This window comes from Streptomyces sp. NPDC005805, assembly GCF_040630445.1.
Lineage (GTDB): Bacteria > Actinomycetota > Actinomycetes > Streptomycetales > Streptomycetaceae > Streptomyces.
Map to the genome: position 1 here is coordinate 1 of NZ_JBEXXN010000026.1, position 17,039 is coordinate 17,039.

Consider the following 17,039-nt stretch of genomic DNA (forward strand, 5'->3'; position numbering starts at 1 on the left):
CTGGACCGGTGGGAGCGCGACGGGCCCACAGGTGTGTGCGGGGGCGCGGGCCGCGCCCGCCGGGGTGTTGCGCCGGCCCGCGTGGGCGTGCCGGGGCCGGTTCGCTGCGAGCAGGCCGCGCGCCGGCGCGGCCCCCGCCGGACCACCCGGCACGGGCCGCTCCGCCCGGGGGCGACCAGACAGGGGCGCTGCCCGGGCCCGGCGCGGTGGCGTGCCCCGCCGGGCCGGCCCGCCCGCAGGGTGCGGGCGGGCGCACGGGCTAGGGTGGCGATCATGCTTGTCGCCGCCGCCGTGTGCCCCTGTCCGCCGCTGCTCGTGCCCGAGGTCGCGGCCGGGGCCGCCGCCGAGCTGGAGGGGCTGCGGGACGCCTGCGCCGACGCCGTGGGCGTGCTGGCCGCCTCCCGGCCCGAGCTGCTCGTGGTCGTCGGACCCGCCGGGGGGACGGCTCCCGGTGTGCACCCGGGCGGGGCCGGCGGGTCCTTCCGGGGCTTCGGGGTGGACCTCGGCGTACGTCTCGGCCACGGGACCGGCGGGGCGGCGGACCGGGAGCTGCCGGCCTCGCTGGCGGTCGGGGCGTGGCTGCTGGAGCGGGCCCGCTGGGACGCGTGCCACGTCGAAGGGCTGGGCGTGGACGAGAACGCCGACGCGGCCGGCTGCGCCGAGACGGGCCGCGGACTCGCGGCACGGGAGGAGCGGGTCGCCCTGCTGGTGATGGGGGACGGCAGCGCCTGCCGGACGGTCAAGGCGCCTGGCTACCTCGACGAGCGGGCCGCAGGCTTCGACGCGGAGGCCGCCCGCGCGCTCGGATCGGCCGACCTCGCGGCCCTCGGCGCCCTCGACCCGGACCTCGCGCGGCAGCTCAAGGTGTCGGGGCGGACCCCCTGGCAGGTCCTCGCGGGCGCGGCGGAGGGCGCCGGCCTGGACGGGCGCCTGCTGTACGAGGACGCGCCCTACGGCGTCGGCTATTACGTCGCCACCTGGGCGTGACCCCCCGGGCCCGGACACGCCTCAGCCGCGGAACCCGGGGCTCCGCGGCTGAGAGGGCCGCAACGGGGGTGCGCTCAGGCGGACGGCGGGCGGTTCCCGCCCTCCGGCGTCTCCGGGTGCGCGATGCGCCCGAGGGCGTCCTTCGCCTTCCCCGTACCCGTCTCGATCTTGTCGCTGTACTTGCCCTTGGTCCGGTCGTCGACCGTCCGCGCGGCCTTGTCCAGACCCTGGCCGATCTTGCCCTCGTGCTGCTGGGCGAGGTCCGTGACCTTGTCCTTGGCGGGGGCGAGCTTGGCCTTCAGGTTGTCCAGGAAGCCCATCGGCCACCTTCCTTCCGTAAACCGTGATCGGTGATCCATGATCCGCTTCGAACGGGACGCCGTGCCGGAAAGTGTGACAAAACTCCCGTGTCGGTTCCTCAGCCTACCCGCGCCGCCCGCTCCGGTGCCGTCCCCCGCCGCCCCGCCCGGTCGGAGCGCGCCCCGCGGTTTGCGAGACTGGGGCGGTGAGAAGCGCAGCTCCCGCGCCGCGGGTCATCGCCGTCGTCGGCCCGACCGCGGCCGGCAAGTCCGATCTGGGCGTCTTCCTCGCCCGGCACCTGGACGGCGAGGTGGTCAACGCCGACTCCATGCAGCTCTACCGGGGCATGGACATCGGCACCGCCAAACTGACCGAGGAGGAACGCGGCGGCGTCCCGCACCGGCTCCTCGACATCTGGGACGTGACCGAGGCCGCGAGCGTCGCCGAGTACCAGCGCCTCGCCCGCGCCGAGATCGACCGGCTGCTCGCCGAGGGGCGCACCCCCGTCCTCGTCGGCGGTTCGGGGCTGTACGTCCGGGGCGCGATCGACGCCCTGGAGTTCCCCGGCACCGACCCGGAGGTCCGCGCCCGGCTCGAAGCCGAGCTGGAGGCCGACGGCCCCGGCGCGCTGCACGCCCGGCTCGCCGCCGCCGACCCCGAGGCGGCCGCCGCGATCCTGCCCGGCAACGGCCGCCGGATCGTGCGCGCGCTGGAGGTCATCGAGATCACCGGCAGGCCGTTCACCGCCAACCTCCCCGGCCATGAATCCGTCTACGACACCGTGCAGATCGGCGTCGACGTCGCGCGCCCCGAACTCGACGAGCGCATCACCACCCGGGTGGACCGCATGTGGGAGGCCGGGCTCGTGGACGAGGTCCGCGCCCTGGAGGCGCGCGGACTGCGCGAGGGGCGCACCGCCTCGCGCGCCCTCGGGTACCAGCAGGTGCTGGCCGCGCTCGCCGGCGAGTGCACCGAACTCCACGCGAGGCAGGAGACGGTGCGCGCCACCAAGCGCTTCGCGCGCCGCCAGGACTCGTGGTTCCGCCGCGACCCGCGGGTGACCTGGCTCAGCGGCGCGGCGGCCGACCGCGGGGAACTTCCGCACCGCGCGCTGGCGTTGATCGAACGAGCGGTCACAGCCTGATCACGTCATGGCATCGGGATGCTCCGGCCGTCATGTCGCCCTTCGCGGGCGTGCCATCATCGAGCATCGATCGACAGTTGAGTCCGAGTGGGGAGGGCGCGTGGCGATGGAGGCCGGCCCTCGCGACACCGAGCGGGAACGCCGAGACGCCGCAGCGGGCACGTCGGGGCTGACCCCCGACGGTCCGGACGAGCAGGACGTGCTCGCGGACGAGGTCGAGGTCGAGGTCGAACTCCGCCCGCAGCGCCGGCTGCGCTTCTGGCAGCTCGCCCCCATCGTGGGCCTCGCCGCCCTCGGTTCGCTGATGTTCGCCTTCCCGCTCGCCTTCGGCACCGGTGACGGCGGCGCGGTCGTCGCCATGCTGGGGCTCCTGATCAGTTGCTGCGCCGCGGGCTGGGGCGTGATGGCCGCCCGGCGGGTGGGCCACACCTGGCCCGGGCTGCCGCAGCGGGGCTCCGGCGAACGGCCCGACTGGCGGGTCATCGCGCTGTACGTGGGCGCGGGCGCGCTGCTGGTCGCCCTCGCCGTCTGGCGCGTCGCCCGCCTGCGCTGATCCGGGCCCGCCGGCCCCCGCCCACCCCCGCCTGCGCCGAGCCGGGCGCACCCGGTGGCCCGCCCCGAGCCGTGCCCGCCCCGACCACCGGACGCGCTGTCGGCGGCGGCTCGTACGATGGAGGGCGTGACCACCGCGCAGACCTCGCACCTCCCCTTCCTCAAGGGCCACGGCACCGAGAACGACTTCGTGATCGTCCCCGACCCGGACGGCGTTATCGATCTGCCCGCGCCCCTCGTCGCCCGGCTCTGCGACCGCCGGGCCGGCATCGGCGGCGACGGCCTGCTGCGCGTCGTCCGCTCCGCCGCGCACCCCGAGGCCCGGCACCTGGCCGGCGAGGCCGAGTGGTTCATGGACTACCGGAACGCGGACGGTTCCGTCGCCGAGATGTGCGGCAACGGCGTCCGCGTCTTCGCCCGCTACCTCCAGCACGCCGGCCACGCGGGTTCGGGCGAGTTCGCCGTCGCCACCCGGGGCGGCGTCAAGCGCGTCCACCTGGCGAAGCCCGGCACCGGCTCGGCCGAGGGCGATGTCACCGTCTCCATGGGCCGCGCCCTGCTGCCCGCCGAGGGCGTCACCGTCACGGTCGGCGGGCGGAGCTGGCCCGCCCGCAACGTCAACATGGGCAACCCCCACGCGGTCGCCTTCGTCGAGGAGTTGGCCCACGCGGGCGAGCTGACGGCCGCCCCCGCCTTCGAGCCCGCCGCGGTCTACCCGGACGGGGTGAACGTGGAGTTCGTCGTCGACCGGGGCGAGCGCCATGTCGCCATGCGGGTGCACGAGCGCGGCTCGGGCGAGACCCGCTCCTGCGGCACCGGCGCCTGCGCGGTCGCCGTCGCCGCCGCCCGCAGGGACGGCGCGGACCCGGCCGCGACCGGAGTGCCCGTCGCGTACACCGTCGATCTGCCCGGCGGGCGGCTGGTGATCACCGAGCGGCCGGACGGCGAGATCGAGATGACGGGTCCGGCGGTCATCGTCGCCGAGGGGCGCATCGCGCCCGCCCTGCTCGACGGCTGACCTCTCTCCTGTGCCCGTGCTCCGCACGGGACGGGTGCGCCGCCCGGCGCGAAGCGGGACACTTTAGCCCTTTCTCACGTTCGCCGTTCCCTGGCCATCGCTCGAATGGGTGATCCGTTTCACGCTGGGCGAGAGCGGGACTGCGGCGCGTGGTGGGCTCGGTAGCATCAAGCACCGGCCGGGAGAAGCGATCCGATCCTCCCCTTCGCCGGTCGACGCCGCCGGAGGTGCCCATGACTGCAGAGGCCGCGAACCCTGGTGCCCACAGCCGGCGGCGGGGGCGCCCGCGCATCGACCTCCGCCGCATCGGCCGTGCCGCCCTGATGGGACCCAACGGCCGGGACCGCCTGCCGGACGCCATCGGCCATGTCGTGGAAGCCCACCGTGCCCACCACCCCGACGCCGACCTCGATCCGCTGCACCGGGCCTACGTGCTCGCGGAGTCGTCCCACCGGGGCCAGTTCCGCAAAAGCGGCGAGCCGTACATCACGCACCCCCTCGCCGTCACCCTGATCCTCGCCGAACTGGGCGCGGAGACCACCACGTTGACCGCCTCCCTCCTCCACGACACCGTCGAGGACACCGAGGTGACGCTGGATCAGGTCAAGGCCGGGTTCGGCGCCGAGGTCTGCTACATCGTGGACGGCGTCACCAAACTGGAGAAGGTCGACTACGGGGCCGCCGCCGAGCCGGAGACCTTCCGCAAGATGCTCGTCGCCACCGGCAACGACGTCCGGGTGATGTCGATCAAACTCGCGGACCGGCTCCACAACATGCGCACCCTCGGGGTGATGCGCCCCGAGAAGCAGGCCCGTATCGCCAAGGTCACCCGGGACGTCCTCATCCCGCTCGCCGAACGGCTCGGCGTACAGGCGCTCAAGACCGAACTGGAGGACCTGGTCTTCGCGATCCTCCACCCCGAGGAGTACGAGCGCACCCGCGCCCTGATCGCCGGGAACGCGACCGCCTGCACCGCCCTGGAGGCCATCGCCGAGCAGTTCCGCTCGGTGCTGCGCGAGGCGGACATCCCGGCGGAGGTCCTCATCCGGCCCCGCCACTTCGTCTCCGTCCACCGCGTCTGCCTCAAACGCGCCGAACTGCGCAGCACCGACTTCGGACGGCTGCTGGTCCTGGTCCCCGAGGACGCCGACTGCTACGGCGTCCTCGGCGAACTGCACACCTGCTTCACCCCGGTGATCTCGGAGTTCAAGGACTTCATCGCGGCCCCCAAGTTCAACCTCTACCAGTCGCTGCACACCGCCGTCGCCGGACCGGACGGCGCCGTCGCCGAGGTCCTCATCCGCACCCACCGGATGCACAAGGTCGCCGAGGCCGGCGTCGTCGCCCTCGGCAACCCCTACGTCCCCACCGAGGGCGCCGAACCGCCGGACGGGGAGCGCGCTGACCCCACCCGGCCCGGCTGGCTGTCCCGGCTGCTGGAGTGGCAGGAGGCCACCCCCGACCCGGACACCTTCTGGACCTCCCTGCGCGCCGACCTCGCCCAGAACCGCGAGATCACCGTCTTCCGCGCCGACGGCCGCGCCCTCGGCCTGCCCGCGGACGCCACCTGCGTGGACGCGGCCTACGCCCAGTACGGCGAGCTGGCCCACACCTGTATCGGGGCCCGGGTCAACGGCCGCCTGGCCACCCTCAGCACCCAGCTCCGCGACGGGGACACCGTGCACGTCCTCCTCGCCCAGGACGCCGCCTCCGGGCCGTCGCCGGAATGGCTCGACCACGCCCGCACCCCGGCCGCCCGTATCGCGATCACCAGCTGGCTGGAGGCCAACCCCGAGGGCCCCGGCGCCCCGGCCGCCGTGCCGCGCCGCCCCGCCCAGCGCGCGGCGGGCCGCCCGGACGCCGCCAACGCCGTGGTGGACCTGCCCGACGCGACCGTCCGCCTGGCCGGCTGCTGCACCCCCGTACCGCCGGACCGGGTCACCGGTTTCCCGGTACGCGGGGGAGCGGTGACCGTGCACCGGCAGGAGTGTCCGGCCGTGCTGCGGATGGCGGACGCCGGCCGGGCCCCGGTGGACGTGCGGTGGGGCGAGGCGGCGGAGTGCCGGGTCACCCTCGTCGTCGAGTCCTTCGGACGGCCCCGGCTGCTCGCCGACCTCACCGAGGCCATCGCCACCGAGGGCGCGGCCGTGGTCTCCGCGACCGTCGAGCCGCCGAGCGAGCAGCGGGTGCGGCACACCTACACCCTGCGCCTGCCGGACGCGGCGGGGCTGCCCGCGCTGATGCGGGCGATGCGGGACATCCCCGGCGTGTACGACGTCAGCCGGAGCCGGCACCCGGCGTCGACGGTCTGACGCGGCGCCCGCGCGGACCCCTGGCGTCGACGGTCTGACGCGCCCCCCGCGTGGACCCCTGGCGTCGACGGTCTGACGCGCCCCCCGCGCAGACCCCTGGCGTCGACGGTCCGGCCCGGCACCCCGCACGGGCACCCGGCGCCGACCGCCCGGCCCGGAGCCCTTCGTTCGGGTGGGCGGCCGGGGCGCCGTCGCGCGCCCTCCCCGTCCGCCCGGCGGTGCGCTGGTACCGGTAGGGCATGCTCCACTCCTCCCGGCGGCGCCTGCGCGCCGCTCTGCTCGTCGCGGCCGCCTCCGCCCTCGTCGCCGCGGTGCTGCCCGAGCCCCGCGCGCTAGGCATCGGCGACCGGCTCTTCCCCGAACTGGGCAACCCCGGCTACGACGTCATCGCCTACGACATCTCCCTCGCCTACCGGGGTGCCAACGACCGGCCCATGGACGCCGTCACCGTGATCGACGCCTGGGCGGAGCGCGAACTCGGCCGCGTCAACCTGGACTTCACCCACGGCACCGTCCGCTCCGTCGAGGTCGACGGCAGCCCGGCCGCCTTCGCGACCGCAGGTGAGGACCTGGTCGTGAAACCGGACCGGCCCGTGGCGGCCGGCACCCGCATGGCGATCACCGTCACCCACACCAGCGACCCCCGCGGCCCCGCCGACGCGGGCGGCTGGGTGCGCACCGGGGACGGGCTCGCCCTGGCCAACCAGGCGGACGCGGCGCACCGCGTCTTCCCGTGCAACGACCACCCCTCGGACAAGGCGTACTTCACCTTCCGGGTCACCGCCCCCAAGGACACCACCGTGGTCGCGGGCGGCAGCCGGGTGGACCTCGGCCACCAGGGGACGACCTCCACATGGACCTACCGGACCGCCCACCCGATGGCCACCGAGCTGGCCCAGGTGTCCATCGGCCGCTCCGCCGTGCTGGAACGGCGCGGCCCGCACGGGCTGCCGGTGCGCGACGTGGTGCCCGCGGCCGACCGGGCGGTGCTGGAGCCCTGGCTGCGCAGGACCCCCGAGCAGATCGCCTGGATGGAACAGCGCGTCGGGCGCTACCCGTTCGAGAACTACGGCGTCCTGGTCGCCGACGCGGACACCGGGTTCGAGCTGGAGACCCAGACCCTGTCCCTGTTCGAGCGCTCCCTGTTCACCCGCCCCGACCTCCCCGCGTGGTACGTCGAGTCGATCATGGTGCACGAGCTGGCCCACCAGTGGTTCGGCAACAGCGTCTCGCCCCGCACCTGGTCCGACCTCTGGCTCAACGAGGGCCACGCCACCTGGTACGAGGCCCTGTACGCGCAGGAGAAGGGGGAGCGGTCCCTCGTCGAGCGGATGCGCCGCGCCTACCGGCTCTCCGACGGCTGGCGCGCCGCCGGCGGCCCGCCGGCCCGACCCGACGCCCCCGAGCCCGGCCGGAAGCTCAGCCTCTTCCGGCCCGTGGTCTACGACGGCAGCGCCCTCGTCCTGTACGCGCTGCGGCAGACCATCGGCACGGCCGCCTTCGAGCGCCTGGAACGTGCCTGGGTGAGCACCCACCGTGACGGCACCGCGGGCACCGAGGACTTCACCGACCTGGCCTCCCGCATCGCGGGCCGCGACCTCGGCGCCTTCTTCGACGGCTGGCTGTACGGCGCCACGACCCCGCCGATGCCGGGGCACCCGGACTGGCGCAGCGACGCCCCCGGTCAGCGCGCGCCCGGGCAGCGCACGCCCGCCCCCGGACCGTCCGCGGCCGCCCAACCGTCCGCGCCCGCCCCCGGAAAACCCGCGTGACGCGTCCGTCGCGCCCGTGGCACCATCGACGGGCCGGCGGCGCCCGCCGCGGGCCGGGACCACGGGCCGCACCCCGGGCCGGGGAATCTTCCCGCACCGCGGTGCGTTCTCCTCTGTGAAGCACCGGGCACACTTCTCCCACAGGGCGAACAGGGTGCACGGTGCGCCCCGCACCGGCTTCCCAGCCCTTCCTTCGACGCAAAGGATCCAATGACCTCCTCTTCATCCCCTTCCCAGGACGAGCAGAGCTTCGCGGAGACGCGCACCGAGAGCCTTCGGGCCGATGCCCTGATGGAAGAGGACGTCGCCTGGAGCCACGAGATCGACACGGAGCGGGACGGCGAGCAGTTCGACCGCTCCGACCGTGCGGCGCTGCGCCGCGTCGCGGGCCTGTCCACCGAGCTGGAGGACGTCACCGAGGTCGAGTACCGGCAGCTCCGTCTGGAGCGCGTCGTCCTCGTCGGTGTCTGGACCTCCGGCACCGTGCGGGACGCGGAGAACTCCCTCGCGGAGCTCGCCGCCCTCGCCGAGACGGCGGGCGCCCTCGTGCTCGACGGCGTGATCCAGCGCCGCGACAAGCCGGACCCGGCGACCTACATCGGCTCGGGCAAGGCGCAGGAGCTGCGGGACATCGTGCTCGAGAGCGGCGCCGACACCGTCGTCTGCGACGGTGAACTCAGCCCCGGCCAGCTCATCCACCTCGAAGACGTCGTCAAGGTCAAGGTGGTCGACCGGACCGCCCTGATCCTCGACATCTTCGCCCAGCACGCCAAGTCCCGTGAGGGCAAGGCGCAGGTGGCCCTCGCGCAGATGCAGTACATGCTGCCGAGGCTCCGCGGCTGGGGCCAGTCGCTCTCCCGTCAGATGGGTGGCGGCGGCGGTGGCGGCATGGCCACCCGTGGTCCCGGTGAGACCAAGATCGAGACGGACCGGCGGCGGATCCGCGAGAAGATGGCGAAGATGCGCCGGGAGATCGCGGAGATGAAGACCGGCCGCGAGATCAAGCGCCAGGAACGCCGGCGCAACAAGGTCCCCTCGGTCGCCATCGCCGGCTACACCAACGCGGGCAAGTCCTCGCTGCTCAACCGCCTCACCGGCGCCGGAGTCCTGGTGGAGAACGCCCTGTTCGCCACCCTGGACCCGACCGTGCGCCGCGCCGAGACGCCGAGCGGCCGGCTCTACACCCTCGCCGACACCGTCGGCTTCGTCCGGCACCTGCCGCACCACCTCGTGGAGGCGTTCCGCTCCACCATGGAGGAGGTCGGCGACTCCGACCTCATCCTGCATGTGGTGGACGGCTCGCACCCCGCGCCGGAGGAGCAGCTCGCCGCCGTGCGCGAGGTCATCCGTGACGTCGGCGCGGTCGACGTGCCCGAGATCGTGGTCGTCAACAAGGCCGACGCGGCGGACCCGCTGGTCCTCCAGCGGCTGCTGCGGATCGAACGGCACGCCATCGCGGTGTCGGCCCGGACCGGTGCCGGGATCGCCGAGCTGCTGGCGCTCATCGACAACGAGCTGCCGCGGCCCGAGATCGAGGTCGAGGCCCTGGTGCCGTACACGCACGGGTCCCTGGTGTCCCGGGTGCACGCCGAGGGCGAGGTGATCTCCGAGGAGCACACCGAGGAGGGCACCCGTCTCAAGGGCCGGGTCCACGAGGAACTGGCCGCGGCGCTCGCGCCGTACACGCCCGCGAACCGCTGACCGGCCACGGGCCGCACGCACCGCACGGATACGGAAGGGCCCGCTCCCCTCGGGGAGCGGGCCCTTCCGCTTGGTCCGGGTCCCGACGAGTTGTTCCGGGCCCCGACGAGCGGGCCGCTACCGGCCGGCGAACTTCTCGCTCATCATCGTGTAGACCTGCTCGGCGTCCTCGTCCAGCCGGGGACCGGCGAGCCAGCCCGAAGTGACCGGCCCGATCGAGGTGTTGGAGACGAGCACGGTCTTCCCGCCGGGCTGCTTCACGAACCAGCCGCCTCCCGAGGAACCACCGGTCATCGTGCAGCCGATACGCCACATCGTGGGCGTCCCGGGCGCGACGGACAACCGCCCGGCCCGGTCCACGCACTTGTGCATCAGCGCGCCGTCGTACGGCGGCGCCGCCGGGTAGCCCCAGGCGCCGATCGTGCCGATGCGCTTCGCCCCGGGCGCCGCGAAGTCGACGTCGAGGGCCGCGCCGACCGTCTCCTCCAGGGACGTGGTGCCCCGCTCGGGCTTCACATGCATCACGGCGTAGTCGTACGCCGCGCCGGTGCCGCCGCTCGGCCCGCCCTGGTCGATCCAGCCGCCGGAGGTGGCGACCCAGTCGGCCCAGTAGACGCCGTAGGGCGCGACCTCCCGCGGCGGGGCGGACTCCAGCGCGGCGGGCGACCGGCCCTTGTCGTTGTAGGCGGGGACGAAGGCGATGTTGCGGTACCAGCCGCCGGACCTGCCCGCGTGGACGCAGTGGCCCGCGGTCCACACCATGTTGGACTTCCCGGGGTTCGCCGGGTCCTTGACCACGGTCGCCGAGCAGACCATCGAGCCCTCGGGGGCGTCGAAGAAGACCTTGCCGACGGGAGCGGCGTTGCGGTGGTACGGCGTCTTCTCGGGCGCGGCACGCACCGGTGCGGGCTCGGGGTCGGTCACGTCCCGGTCGCCGGTGATGTCACCGGCGGCGAGGGTCCGGGTCGGGGCGGTGGCGGTCGCCATGCGCTCGGGCTTCCAGAGCCCCTCGATCACCGGGTTGACGAAGTCCTTGGCCTCGCGCAGCCAGGTGTCGCGGTCCCAGTTCCTCCACTCGCCCTCCTTCCACTTGTCCACGTCCAGGCCGCGTTCCTTCAAGCGGTCGGCCAGGTCCCCCGGGACCGCCCCGGGCTGCTCACCGCCCCCGCCGTCCGCCCCGCCACCGGCCGGCTCCGAGGCGGCGGGCTTGCCGGCGGATGTGTCCTCACCCGGGCCGCAGGCGGTCACGGCCAGCGCGAGGACCGGGACGAGCCCGGCGGCGGCCAGCAGTGGACGTATGGATCGCATGGACGTGTTCCCCCTGGAAGAAGCGTGCGGTCGTTGTTCGGGACCGGCCCGCCGCCCGCTGGAGCGGACAGCGGACAGCGGGCGGCGGGCCGGTCACCGGTCGCCGGGGATCACCGCCCGGCGAACTTCCGGCTCACCGCGTCGTACACACCCTTGGCCTCGTCGCCCAGCCGCGGACCGGCGAGCCAGCCCGCCGTCACCGGGCCGATGGAGGTGTTGGAGACCAGGGCCGGCTTGCCGTCCTGGCCCTGCGCCACCCAGCCGCCGCCGGAGGAACCGCCGGTCATCGTGCAGCCGATGCGGTACATGGTGGGCTGCTCGGCCTTGAGGGAGAGACGCCCCGGCTTGTCGGCGCACTGGAACATCTTCTCGCCGTCGTACGGCGGGGCGGCCGGGTAGCCGGTCGCGGTGATCTTCGCGATCTTCGGCACGGCGGGTGCGTTGAACTCCACGGGCAGCGCGGCGCCGACCGTCTCCTCCAGCGACTTGCCGGTGCGGCCCTTCTCCGGGGTGACGTGGATGACGGCGAAGTCGTACGGCGCGCCCTGGCCGCCGGTGGCCGCGCCCTGCGCGATCCACTGGTCCGAGGTCTGCGCCCAGTCACCCCACCACACGCCGTAGGGCGCGATCTCGTCCTTGTCCGTGGACTGGGTGGCCTTGTCGTTGTACGCGGGGACGAAGGCGATGTTGCGGTACCAGCCGCCGGACTTGCCCGCGTGGACGCAGTGGCCCGCGGTCCACACCATGTTGGACTTCCCGGGGTTCGCCGGGTCCTTGACCACGGTCGCCGAGCAGACCATCGAGCCCTGGGGGCCGTCGAAGAAGACCTTGCCCGCCTCGGGCACGGCCGAGTGGTACGGCGTCTTCACCGGCACGGCGTCGACCGGCTCGGGCGTCGGGTCGGTGACGCCCTCGTCCCCGGAGATGTCCGGCTCGACCGGCTTGGTCGGCGGCTTCTCCGCGTCACGCATCCGGTCCGGGTCCCACAGGTCCTCGATGATCGGGTTGACGTAGTCCTTGGCCTCGCGCAGCCACTTGTCGCGGTCCCAGTTCTTCCACTCGCCGTCCCGCCACTTGTCCAGGTCGATCCCGTGCTCCTTGAGCCGGTCCTTCAGATCGTCCGGAATGGTGATCTTGCCGTCGGTCGCCGGCTCGCTCACCGGGGCGCTCGGCTTGTCCCCGGCCTGCTCCTCGCTCGGACCGCAGGCCGTGGCGGTGAGCGCCAGTACGGCGGCGAGCGAGGCCGCCGCCAGCGTCGGGCGAATGGGTCGCATCTCGTGATCCCCCTGGGACTTCGGTGCTGCTGTTCCGCTCTTCTGCCGAACCACAACGTGTCGGAAATATCGGTGCCGCGGCGTCGTCGCCGCTGGTCGCGGACGGGTCCGCGGCCGCTCCTGGCGGACGTGCCGCCGGGTGCGGCCCCCCACTATGCCGGTGCCGTTGGGGACGGCGTGCGGCAGGTCCGCGGTTCCCCCGCCGGACGGATCTTCCGGCGGAGCGTGATCCTCCGGGCCCGCCGTCGTTGGTACGTGCGGGGGACGGCCCGGCTGCCTCACGACCCGACGGGCCGACAGGCCGGTGCGCCGCGCCGAGCGTTCCGCGTACGGGAGCCGTACCCCCGACGACACAACCGTGACAGCGGGAGGACCGAGAGCCGTGGCCGTGAACCGACCAGCCCCGACGGCTGCCACATCCGTCCACGAGGGCATCCTGCGCCGGCAGTCGCTGCGCGAGTCCGCCGCCCGGACGTACGCCCGCTCGCTGCCGATCGTGCCGGTGCGCGCCCGCGGGCTGACCATCGAGGGCGCCGACGGCCGCCGTTACCTCGACTGCCTCTCCGGCGCGGGCACCCTGGCGCTCGGCCACAACCACCCCGTGGTCCTCGAAGCGATCAAGAAGGTGCTGGACTCGGGGGCGCCCCTGCACGTCCTCGACCTCGCGACACCCGTCAAGGACGCGTTCACCACCGAGCTGTTCGCCACCCTGCCGCGGGAGTTGGCGGACGACGCCCGGATCCAGTTCTGCGGCCCGGCAGGCACCGACGCCGTCGAGGCCGCGCTCAAACTCGTCCGCACCGCGACCGGCCGCCAGGGCATGCTCGCCTTCACCGGCGCGTACCACGGCATGACCGCGGGCGCGCTCGACGTCTCCGGCGGGGCCACCGATGTGCGCGTCACCCGGCTGCCCTTCCCGTACGACTACCGCTGCCCGTTCGGGGTCGGCGGCGAGCGGGGGGCCGAACTCGCCGCCCGGCTGGCCGCCGGAGTCCTGGACGACCCCAAGAGCGGTGTCCCGGCGCCCGCCGGCATGATCCTGGAACCCGTGCAGGGGGAGGGCGGGGTCGTCCCGGCCCCGGACTCCTGGCTGCGCCGGATGCGGGAGATCACCGCCGCCCGCTCCGTCCCGCTGATCGCCGACGAGGTGCAGACCGGCGTCGGGCGGACCGGCGCCTTCTGGGCCGTCGAGCACAGCGGTGTGGTGCCCGATGTGATGGTGATGTCCAAGGCGATCGGCGGCTCCCTGCCCCTCGCGGTGATCGTCTACCGCTCCGGCCTGGACGCCTGGCAGCCCGGCGCCCACGCGGGAACGTTCCGCGGCAACCAGCTCGCCATGGCTGCGGGCGCCGCCACCCTCGCCTTCGTCCGCGAGAACCGCCTCGCCGAACGCGCCGCCACCCTCGGCGCCCGGATGCTCGCCCGCCTCCAGGGCCTCGCCGCCTCGCACCGCTGCATCGGTGACGTCCGGGGGCGCGGGCTGATGATCGGTGTGGAGCTGGTCGACCCCGAGACGACCGCGCCCGACGCCCTGGCCCCGCCGCCCGCGCCGCGCCTCGCGGCCGAGGTGCGCCACCAGTGCCTGGAGCGCGGGCTCATCGTGGAGCTGGGCGGACGGGAGTCGGCGGTCGTACGGCTGCTGCCGCCGCTGACGCTCACCGACGAACAGGCCGACGCCGTACTCGACCGGTTCGCCGACGCGCTCGCCACGGCGGAGCGGTCGGTCCGGAGCCGGGGCGTCCGCGCGGCCCCGGTGGGCTGACCGCCGGTCCGGCGCCCTGTGCCGGGCCGCCCCGGCCCGCGTCCCCCGCCCCGCCCGGCACCACCCGGCCACCTCTCCCACGGGACCGCCCACCCCCGGCCCCGTCCCGCACGGCCCCCACCCCCGGGCCCCTCCACCCGGACACCGCCCCACCCGGACCCCCGAGGAACCCTGTGAACCCCAGCCACGCCCCCGAAGCGCCCGAGGCCGACGACCGCCCCGCCCCGGTCACCGGGCCCGCGCAGGAGACGCCGACCGTGCCCCGCCAGCACCACGGCCCTCTCGACGACGCCCTCCCGCACCGCGCGGACCCCGCCCGGGACGCGGTCCCGGAGACCGCCCCCGACCGGGACCCGGCCCCGACGCCCCCCGGTGACCATCTCGACGACCCCGACCCCTACCGCGCGGCCGACGGCGCCGCCGTGGAGAGCCTGCTGCGCTGCTGGGTCCGGGAGATCGACCTGCCCCGCCCCGCCGGCGACACCCTGAGCATCCCCCTGACCGCCAGCGGGACCGTGCTCCTGGTGCCCGTCCGCTACTGGTCGCCGACCGGCTGGCACCGCTTCGGCCCGCCCGTCCTCGCCGGCGCCCCGGCCGGGGCCGGGCCCGCCGACGCCGTCACCGTCGCCGCCCTCCTCCACCGGGAGGCGGGCGCGACCGAGGGCGCCGAACTCGTCGGGCGGGTGGCCGACTCCGTCCGCCGCACCGCCGCCTTCGTCACGGCACGACGCGAACGGCCCGAGAGCCCGCACGGCACGGACCTCTTCCTCGCCGCCGAGCAGTCCCTCCTCCTCGGCCACCCCCTGCACCCGACCCCCAAGAGCCGGGAGGGCCTCTCCGAGAGCGAGGCGGACCGCTACTCGCCCGAGACCCACGGCTCCTTCCCGCTCCACTGGATGGCCGCCGACCCCTCCGTCCTCGCCGCCGACTCCGCCTGGACCGAGCAGGGCCGCCCGCTGCCCGCCCCCCGGCTCGCCGCCCGCCTGGCCGGGGACGAGATCGCGGGCCGGGCCCCCGAGGGCTGGGCCGTGCTGCCGCTGCACCCCTGGCAGGCACGCGAGCTGGGCCACCGCCCCGCCGTCGCCGCCCTTCTCGACGCCGGTCTGCTGCGCGACCTCGGCCCCGGGGGCGAGCCCTGGCACCCCACCTCCTCCGTGCGGACCGTGCACCGGCCCGGCGCGCCCGCGATGCTCAAGCTCTCCCTCGGGCTGCGCATCACCAACTCCCGCCGGGAGAACCTGCGCAAGGAACTCCACCGGGGCGTCGAGGTCCACCGCCTGCTCCGCACCGGCCTCTCGGCGCGCTGGCGGGCCGCCCACCCCGGCTTCGACATCGTCCGCGACCCGGCCTGGCTCGCCGTGGACACCACGGACGGCCAACCGGTGACCGGGCTCGACGTCGTCCTGCGCCACAACCCCTTCGGCCCCGGGGACGACGCCGTGTGCGTCGCCGCCCTCACCTCGCCCCGACCCTGGCCCGGCCACGACCGGATGCGCTCCCGTCTGGCCGACGTGATCGGACAGCTCGCCGCGCGCACGGGCCGCCCGGCCCCCGCCGTCGCCGCCGAGTGGTTCCTGCGCTATCTGGACCAGGTGGTCCGCCCGGTGCTCTGGCTCGACACGCACGCGGGCATCGCCCTGGAGGCCCACCAGCAGAACACCCTGGTCCTGCTCGACCGGGAGGGCTGGCCGGCCGGCGGGCGCTACCGCGACAACCAGGGCTACTACTTCCGGGAGTCCCACCGCGAGGAGCTGACCCGCCGGCTGCCCGGCATCGGCGGGGCGAGCGACACCTTCGTCCCCGACGCCGTCACCGACGAGCGCTTCGCCTACTACCTCGGCATCAACAACGTCCTCGGCCTGGTCGGCGCGTTCGGGGCGCAGGGACTCGCGGACGAACGCGTTCTGCTCGCCGCGCTGCGGCGCTTCCTCGCCGCGGAGGCCGCCACCGGGGGTTCGCCGCTGCCCGGTCAGCTCCTGGCGGCGCCGGTGCTCCGCGCCAAGGCGAACCTGCTCACCCGGCTGCACGGCCTGGACGAACTCGTCGGCCCGGTCGACACCCAGTCCGTCTACGTCACCGTCGCCAATCCGCTGCACGCGTGAGCAGCGGGCGGCGGTCCGCACCGGGACCGCCGCCCGCCCGACGACCGGGACGACAACAGGAGGAGGGGCCGGTGGCCGCACCGGAGAGCACCAGGGCCGGGACGGGCCTGCGCGCCGAGGACGGGACCGGCCCGCGCGGCGGGACCGGCCCGCCGTCCGGACCCCTCGGCACGCCCGGCGGGCTCCTCGGCGCGCCCGGCAGCTGGCACCCCGCGCGCACGCCCTTCGGCGAACTGCGCCTGCGGCCCGTCGACGCAGGGCGGGACCTCGCGCTGATCACGGGCTGGATGAACGACCCGGCCGTCGCCGCGTTCTGGGAGCTGGCCGGGCCCGAGAGCGTCACCCTCGCCCATCTGCGGCCCCAACTCGACGGCGACGGGCGGAGCGTGCCCTGCCTCGGCCTTCTCGACGGCGCCCCCGTGGGCTACTTCGAGCTCTACCGCGCCGATCTCGACCCGCTCGCCCGCCACTACCCGGCGCGCCCGCACGACACCGGCGTCCATGTCCTCATCGGGCACGGCGCCGACCGGGGCCGGGGCCTCGGGACCGCCCTGCTGCGCGCCGTCGGGGACCTCGTGCTCGGCCACCGCCCGCGCTGCGGGCGGGTCGTCGCCGAACCCGATGTGCGCAACGCGCCCTCCGTCGCCGCCTTCCGCAGGGCCGGCTTCCGCCTCCAGGAGGAGATCGACCTGCTCGACAAGCGGGCCGCGCTCATGGTCCGCGACCGCGCCCCCGGGAGCCGTCCGTGAAGCAGCCGCCGTCCTCCATACCCCGTGCGCCCCGCGCCGATTCACCCCGAGGAGTCCC

Annotated in this window: 13 protein-coding genes; 10 read left to right on the forward strand and 3 right to left on the reverse strand. The window is 75.0% G+C overall.

Features of this window, described 5'->3' with window-relative positions; all coding sequences use genetic code 11:
- Window positions 1-273 precede the first annotated feature (273 nt).
- Entirely contained in the window at window positions 274-987 is a 714-nt protein-coding gene (locus ABZ457_RS16680) for a class III extradiol dioxygenase subunit B-like domain-containing protein (RefSeq protein ID WP_359158294.1), read from the forward strand.
- A 74-nt stretch (window positions 988-1,061) separates the two neighbouring features.
- Here the strand turns inward: ABZ457_RS16680 and ABZ457_RS16685 are convergent, their stop codons facing one another.
- Entirely contained in the window at window positions 1,062-1,307 is a 246-nt protein-coding gene (locus tag ABZ457_RS16685; protein ID WP_359158295.1) for an antitoxin, read from the reverse strand.
- 185 nt (window positions 1,308-1,492) lie between these two features.
- On the opposite strand from ABZ457_RS16685, the gene miaA reads away from it, so the two are divergent.
- The 6 genes from miaA (at window position 1,493) to hflX (ending at window position 9,786) form a co-directional block, all read left to right on the forward strand.
- Window positions 1,493-2,431, forward strand: coding sequence for a tRNA (adenosine(37)-N6)-dimethylallyltransferase MiaA (miaA, locus tag ABZ457_RS16690; RefSeq protein ID WP_359158296.1), 939 nt, complete (start codon window positions 1,493-1,495; stop codon window positions 2,429-2,431).
- Between the two features lie 106 nt (window positions 2,432-2,537).
- Complete coding sequence (locus tag ABZ457_RS16695) at window positions 2,538-2,984, forward strand: hypothetical protein (protein ID WP_359158358.1); 447 nt, start codon at window positions 2,538-2,540, stop codon at window positions 2,982-2,984.
- 117 nt (window positions 2,985-3,101) lie between these two features.
- The gene (gene dapF, locus ABZ457_RS16700; protein ID WP_359158297.1) at window positions 3,102-4,001 is read left to right on the forward strand and encodes a diaminopimelate epimerase; all 900 of its coding nucleotides are present in this window, start codon (window positions 3,102-3,104) and stop codon (window positions 3,999-4,001) included.
- Window positions 4,002-4,234: 233 nt separating this feature from the next.
- Window positions 4,235-6,313, forward strand: a complete 2,079-nt coding sequence (locus ABZ457_RS16705) for an HD domain-containing protein (RefSeq protein WP_359158298.1) — start codon at window positions 4,235-4,237, stop codon at window positions 6,311-6,313.
- Window positions 6,314-6,552: 239 nt separating this feature from the next.
- Window positions 6,553-8,085: a M1 family metallopeptidase gene (locus ABZ457_RS16710; RefSeq protein ID WP_359158299.1), complete on the forward strand. Its 1,533-nt coding sequence runs from the start codon at window positions 6,553-6,555 to the stop codon at window positions 8,083-8,085.
- Window positions 8,086-8,295: 210 nt separating this feature from the next.
- The gene (hflX, locus tag ABZ457_RS16715) at window positions 8,296-9,786 is read left to right on the forward strand and encodes a GTPase HflX (protein ID WP_359158300.1); all 1,491 of its coding nucleotides are present in this window, start codon (window positions 8,296-8,298) and stop codon (window positions 9,784-9,786) included.
- Window positions 9,787-9,903: 117 nt separating this feature from the next.
- Here hflX and ABZ457_RS16720 read toward each other — a convergent pair whose 3' ends face one another.
- Both ABZ457_RS16720 and ABZ457_RS16725 read right to left on the reverse strand, forming a co-directional pair.
- Entirely contained in the window at window positions 9,904-11,094 is a 1,191-nt protein-coding gene (locus ABZ457_RS16720) for a hypothetical protein (protein WP_359158301.1), read from the reverse strand.
- 110 nt (window positions 11,095-11,204) lie between these two features.
- Entirely contained in the window at window positions 11,205-12,368 is a 1,164-nt protein-coding gene (locus ABZ457_RS16725) for a hypothetical protein (protein ID WP_359158302.1), read from the reverse strand.
- Between the two features lie 382 nt (window positions 12,369-12,750).
- Here ABZ457_RS16725 and ABZ457_RS16730 point away from each other — a divergent pair, with 382 nt between their 5' ends.
- From ABZ457_RS16730 to ABZ457_RS16740, 3 genes are all read left to right on the forward strand, one after another.
- Window positions 12,751-14,130, forward strand: coding sequence for a diaminobutyrate--2-oxoglutarate transaminase family protein (locus ABZ457_RS16730; RefSeq protein WP_359158303.1), 1,380 nt, complete (start codon window positions 12,751-12,753; stop codon window positions 14,128-14,130).
- Between the two features lie 173 nt (window positions 14,131-14,303).
- Window positions 14,304-16,232, forward strand: a complete 1,929-nt coding sequence (locus ABZ457_RS16735) for an IucA/IucC family protein (RefSeq protein ID WP_359158304.1) — start codon at window positions 14,304-14,306, stop codon at window positions 16,230-16,232.
- A gap of 107 nt (window positions 16,233-16,339) precedes the next feature.
- Window positions 16,340-16,981 (forward strand): GNAT family N-acetyltransferase, encoded by a 642-nt coding sequence (locus ABZ457_RS16740; protein WP_359158359.1) that lies wholly within the window; start codon window positions 16,340-16,342, stop codon window positions 16,979-16,981.
- Window positions 16,982-17,039: the final 58 nt, after the last annotated feature.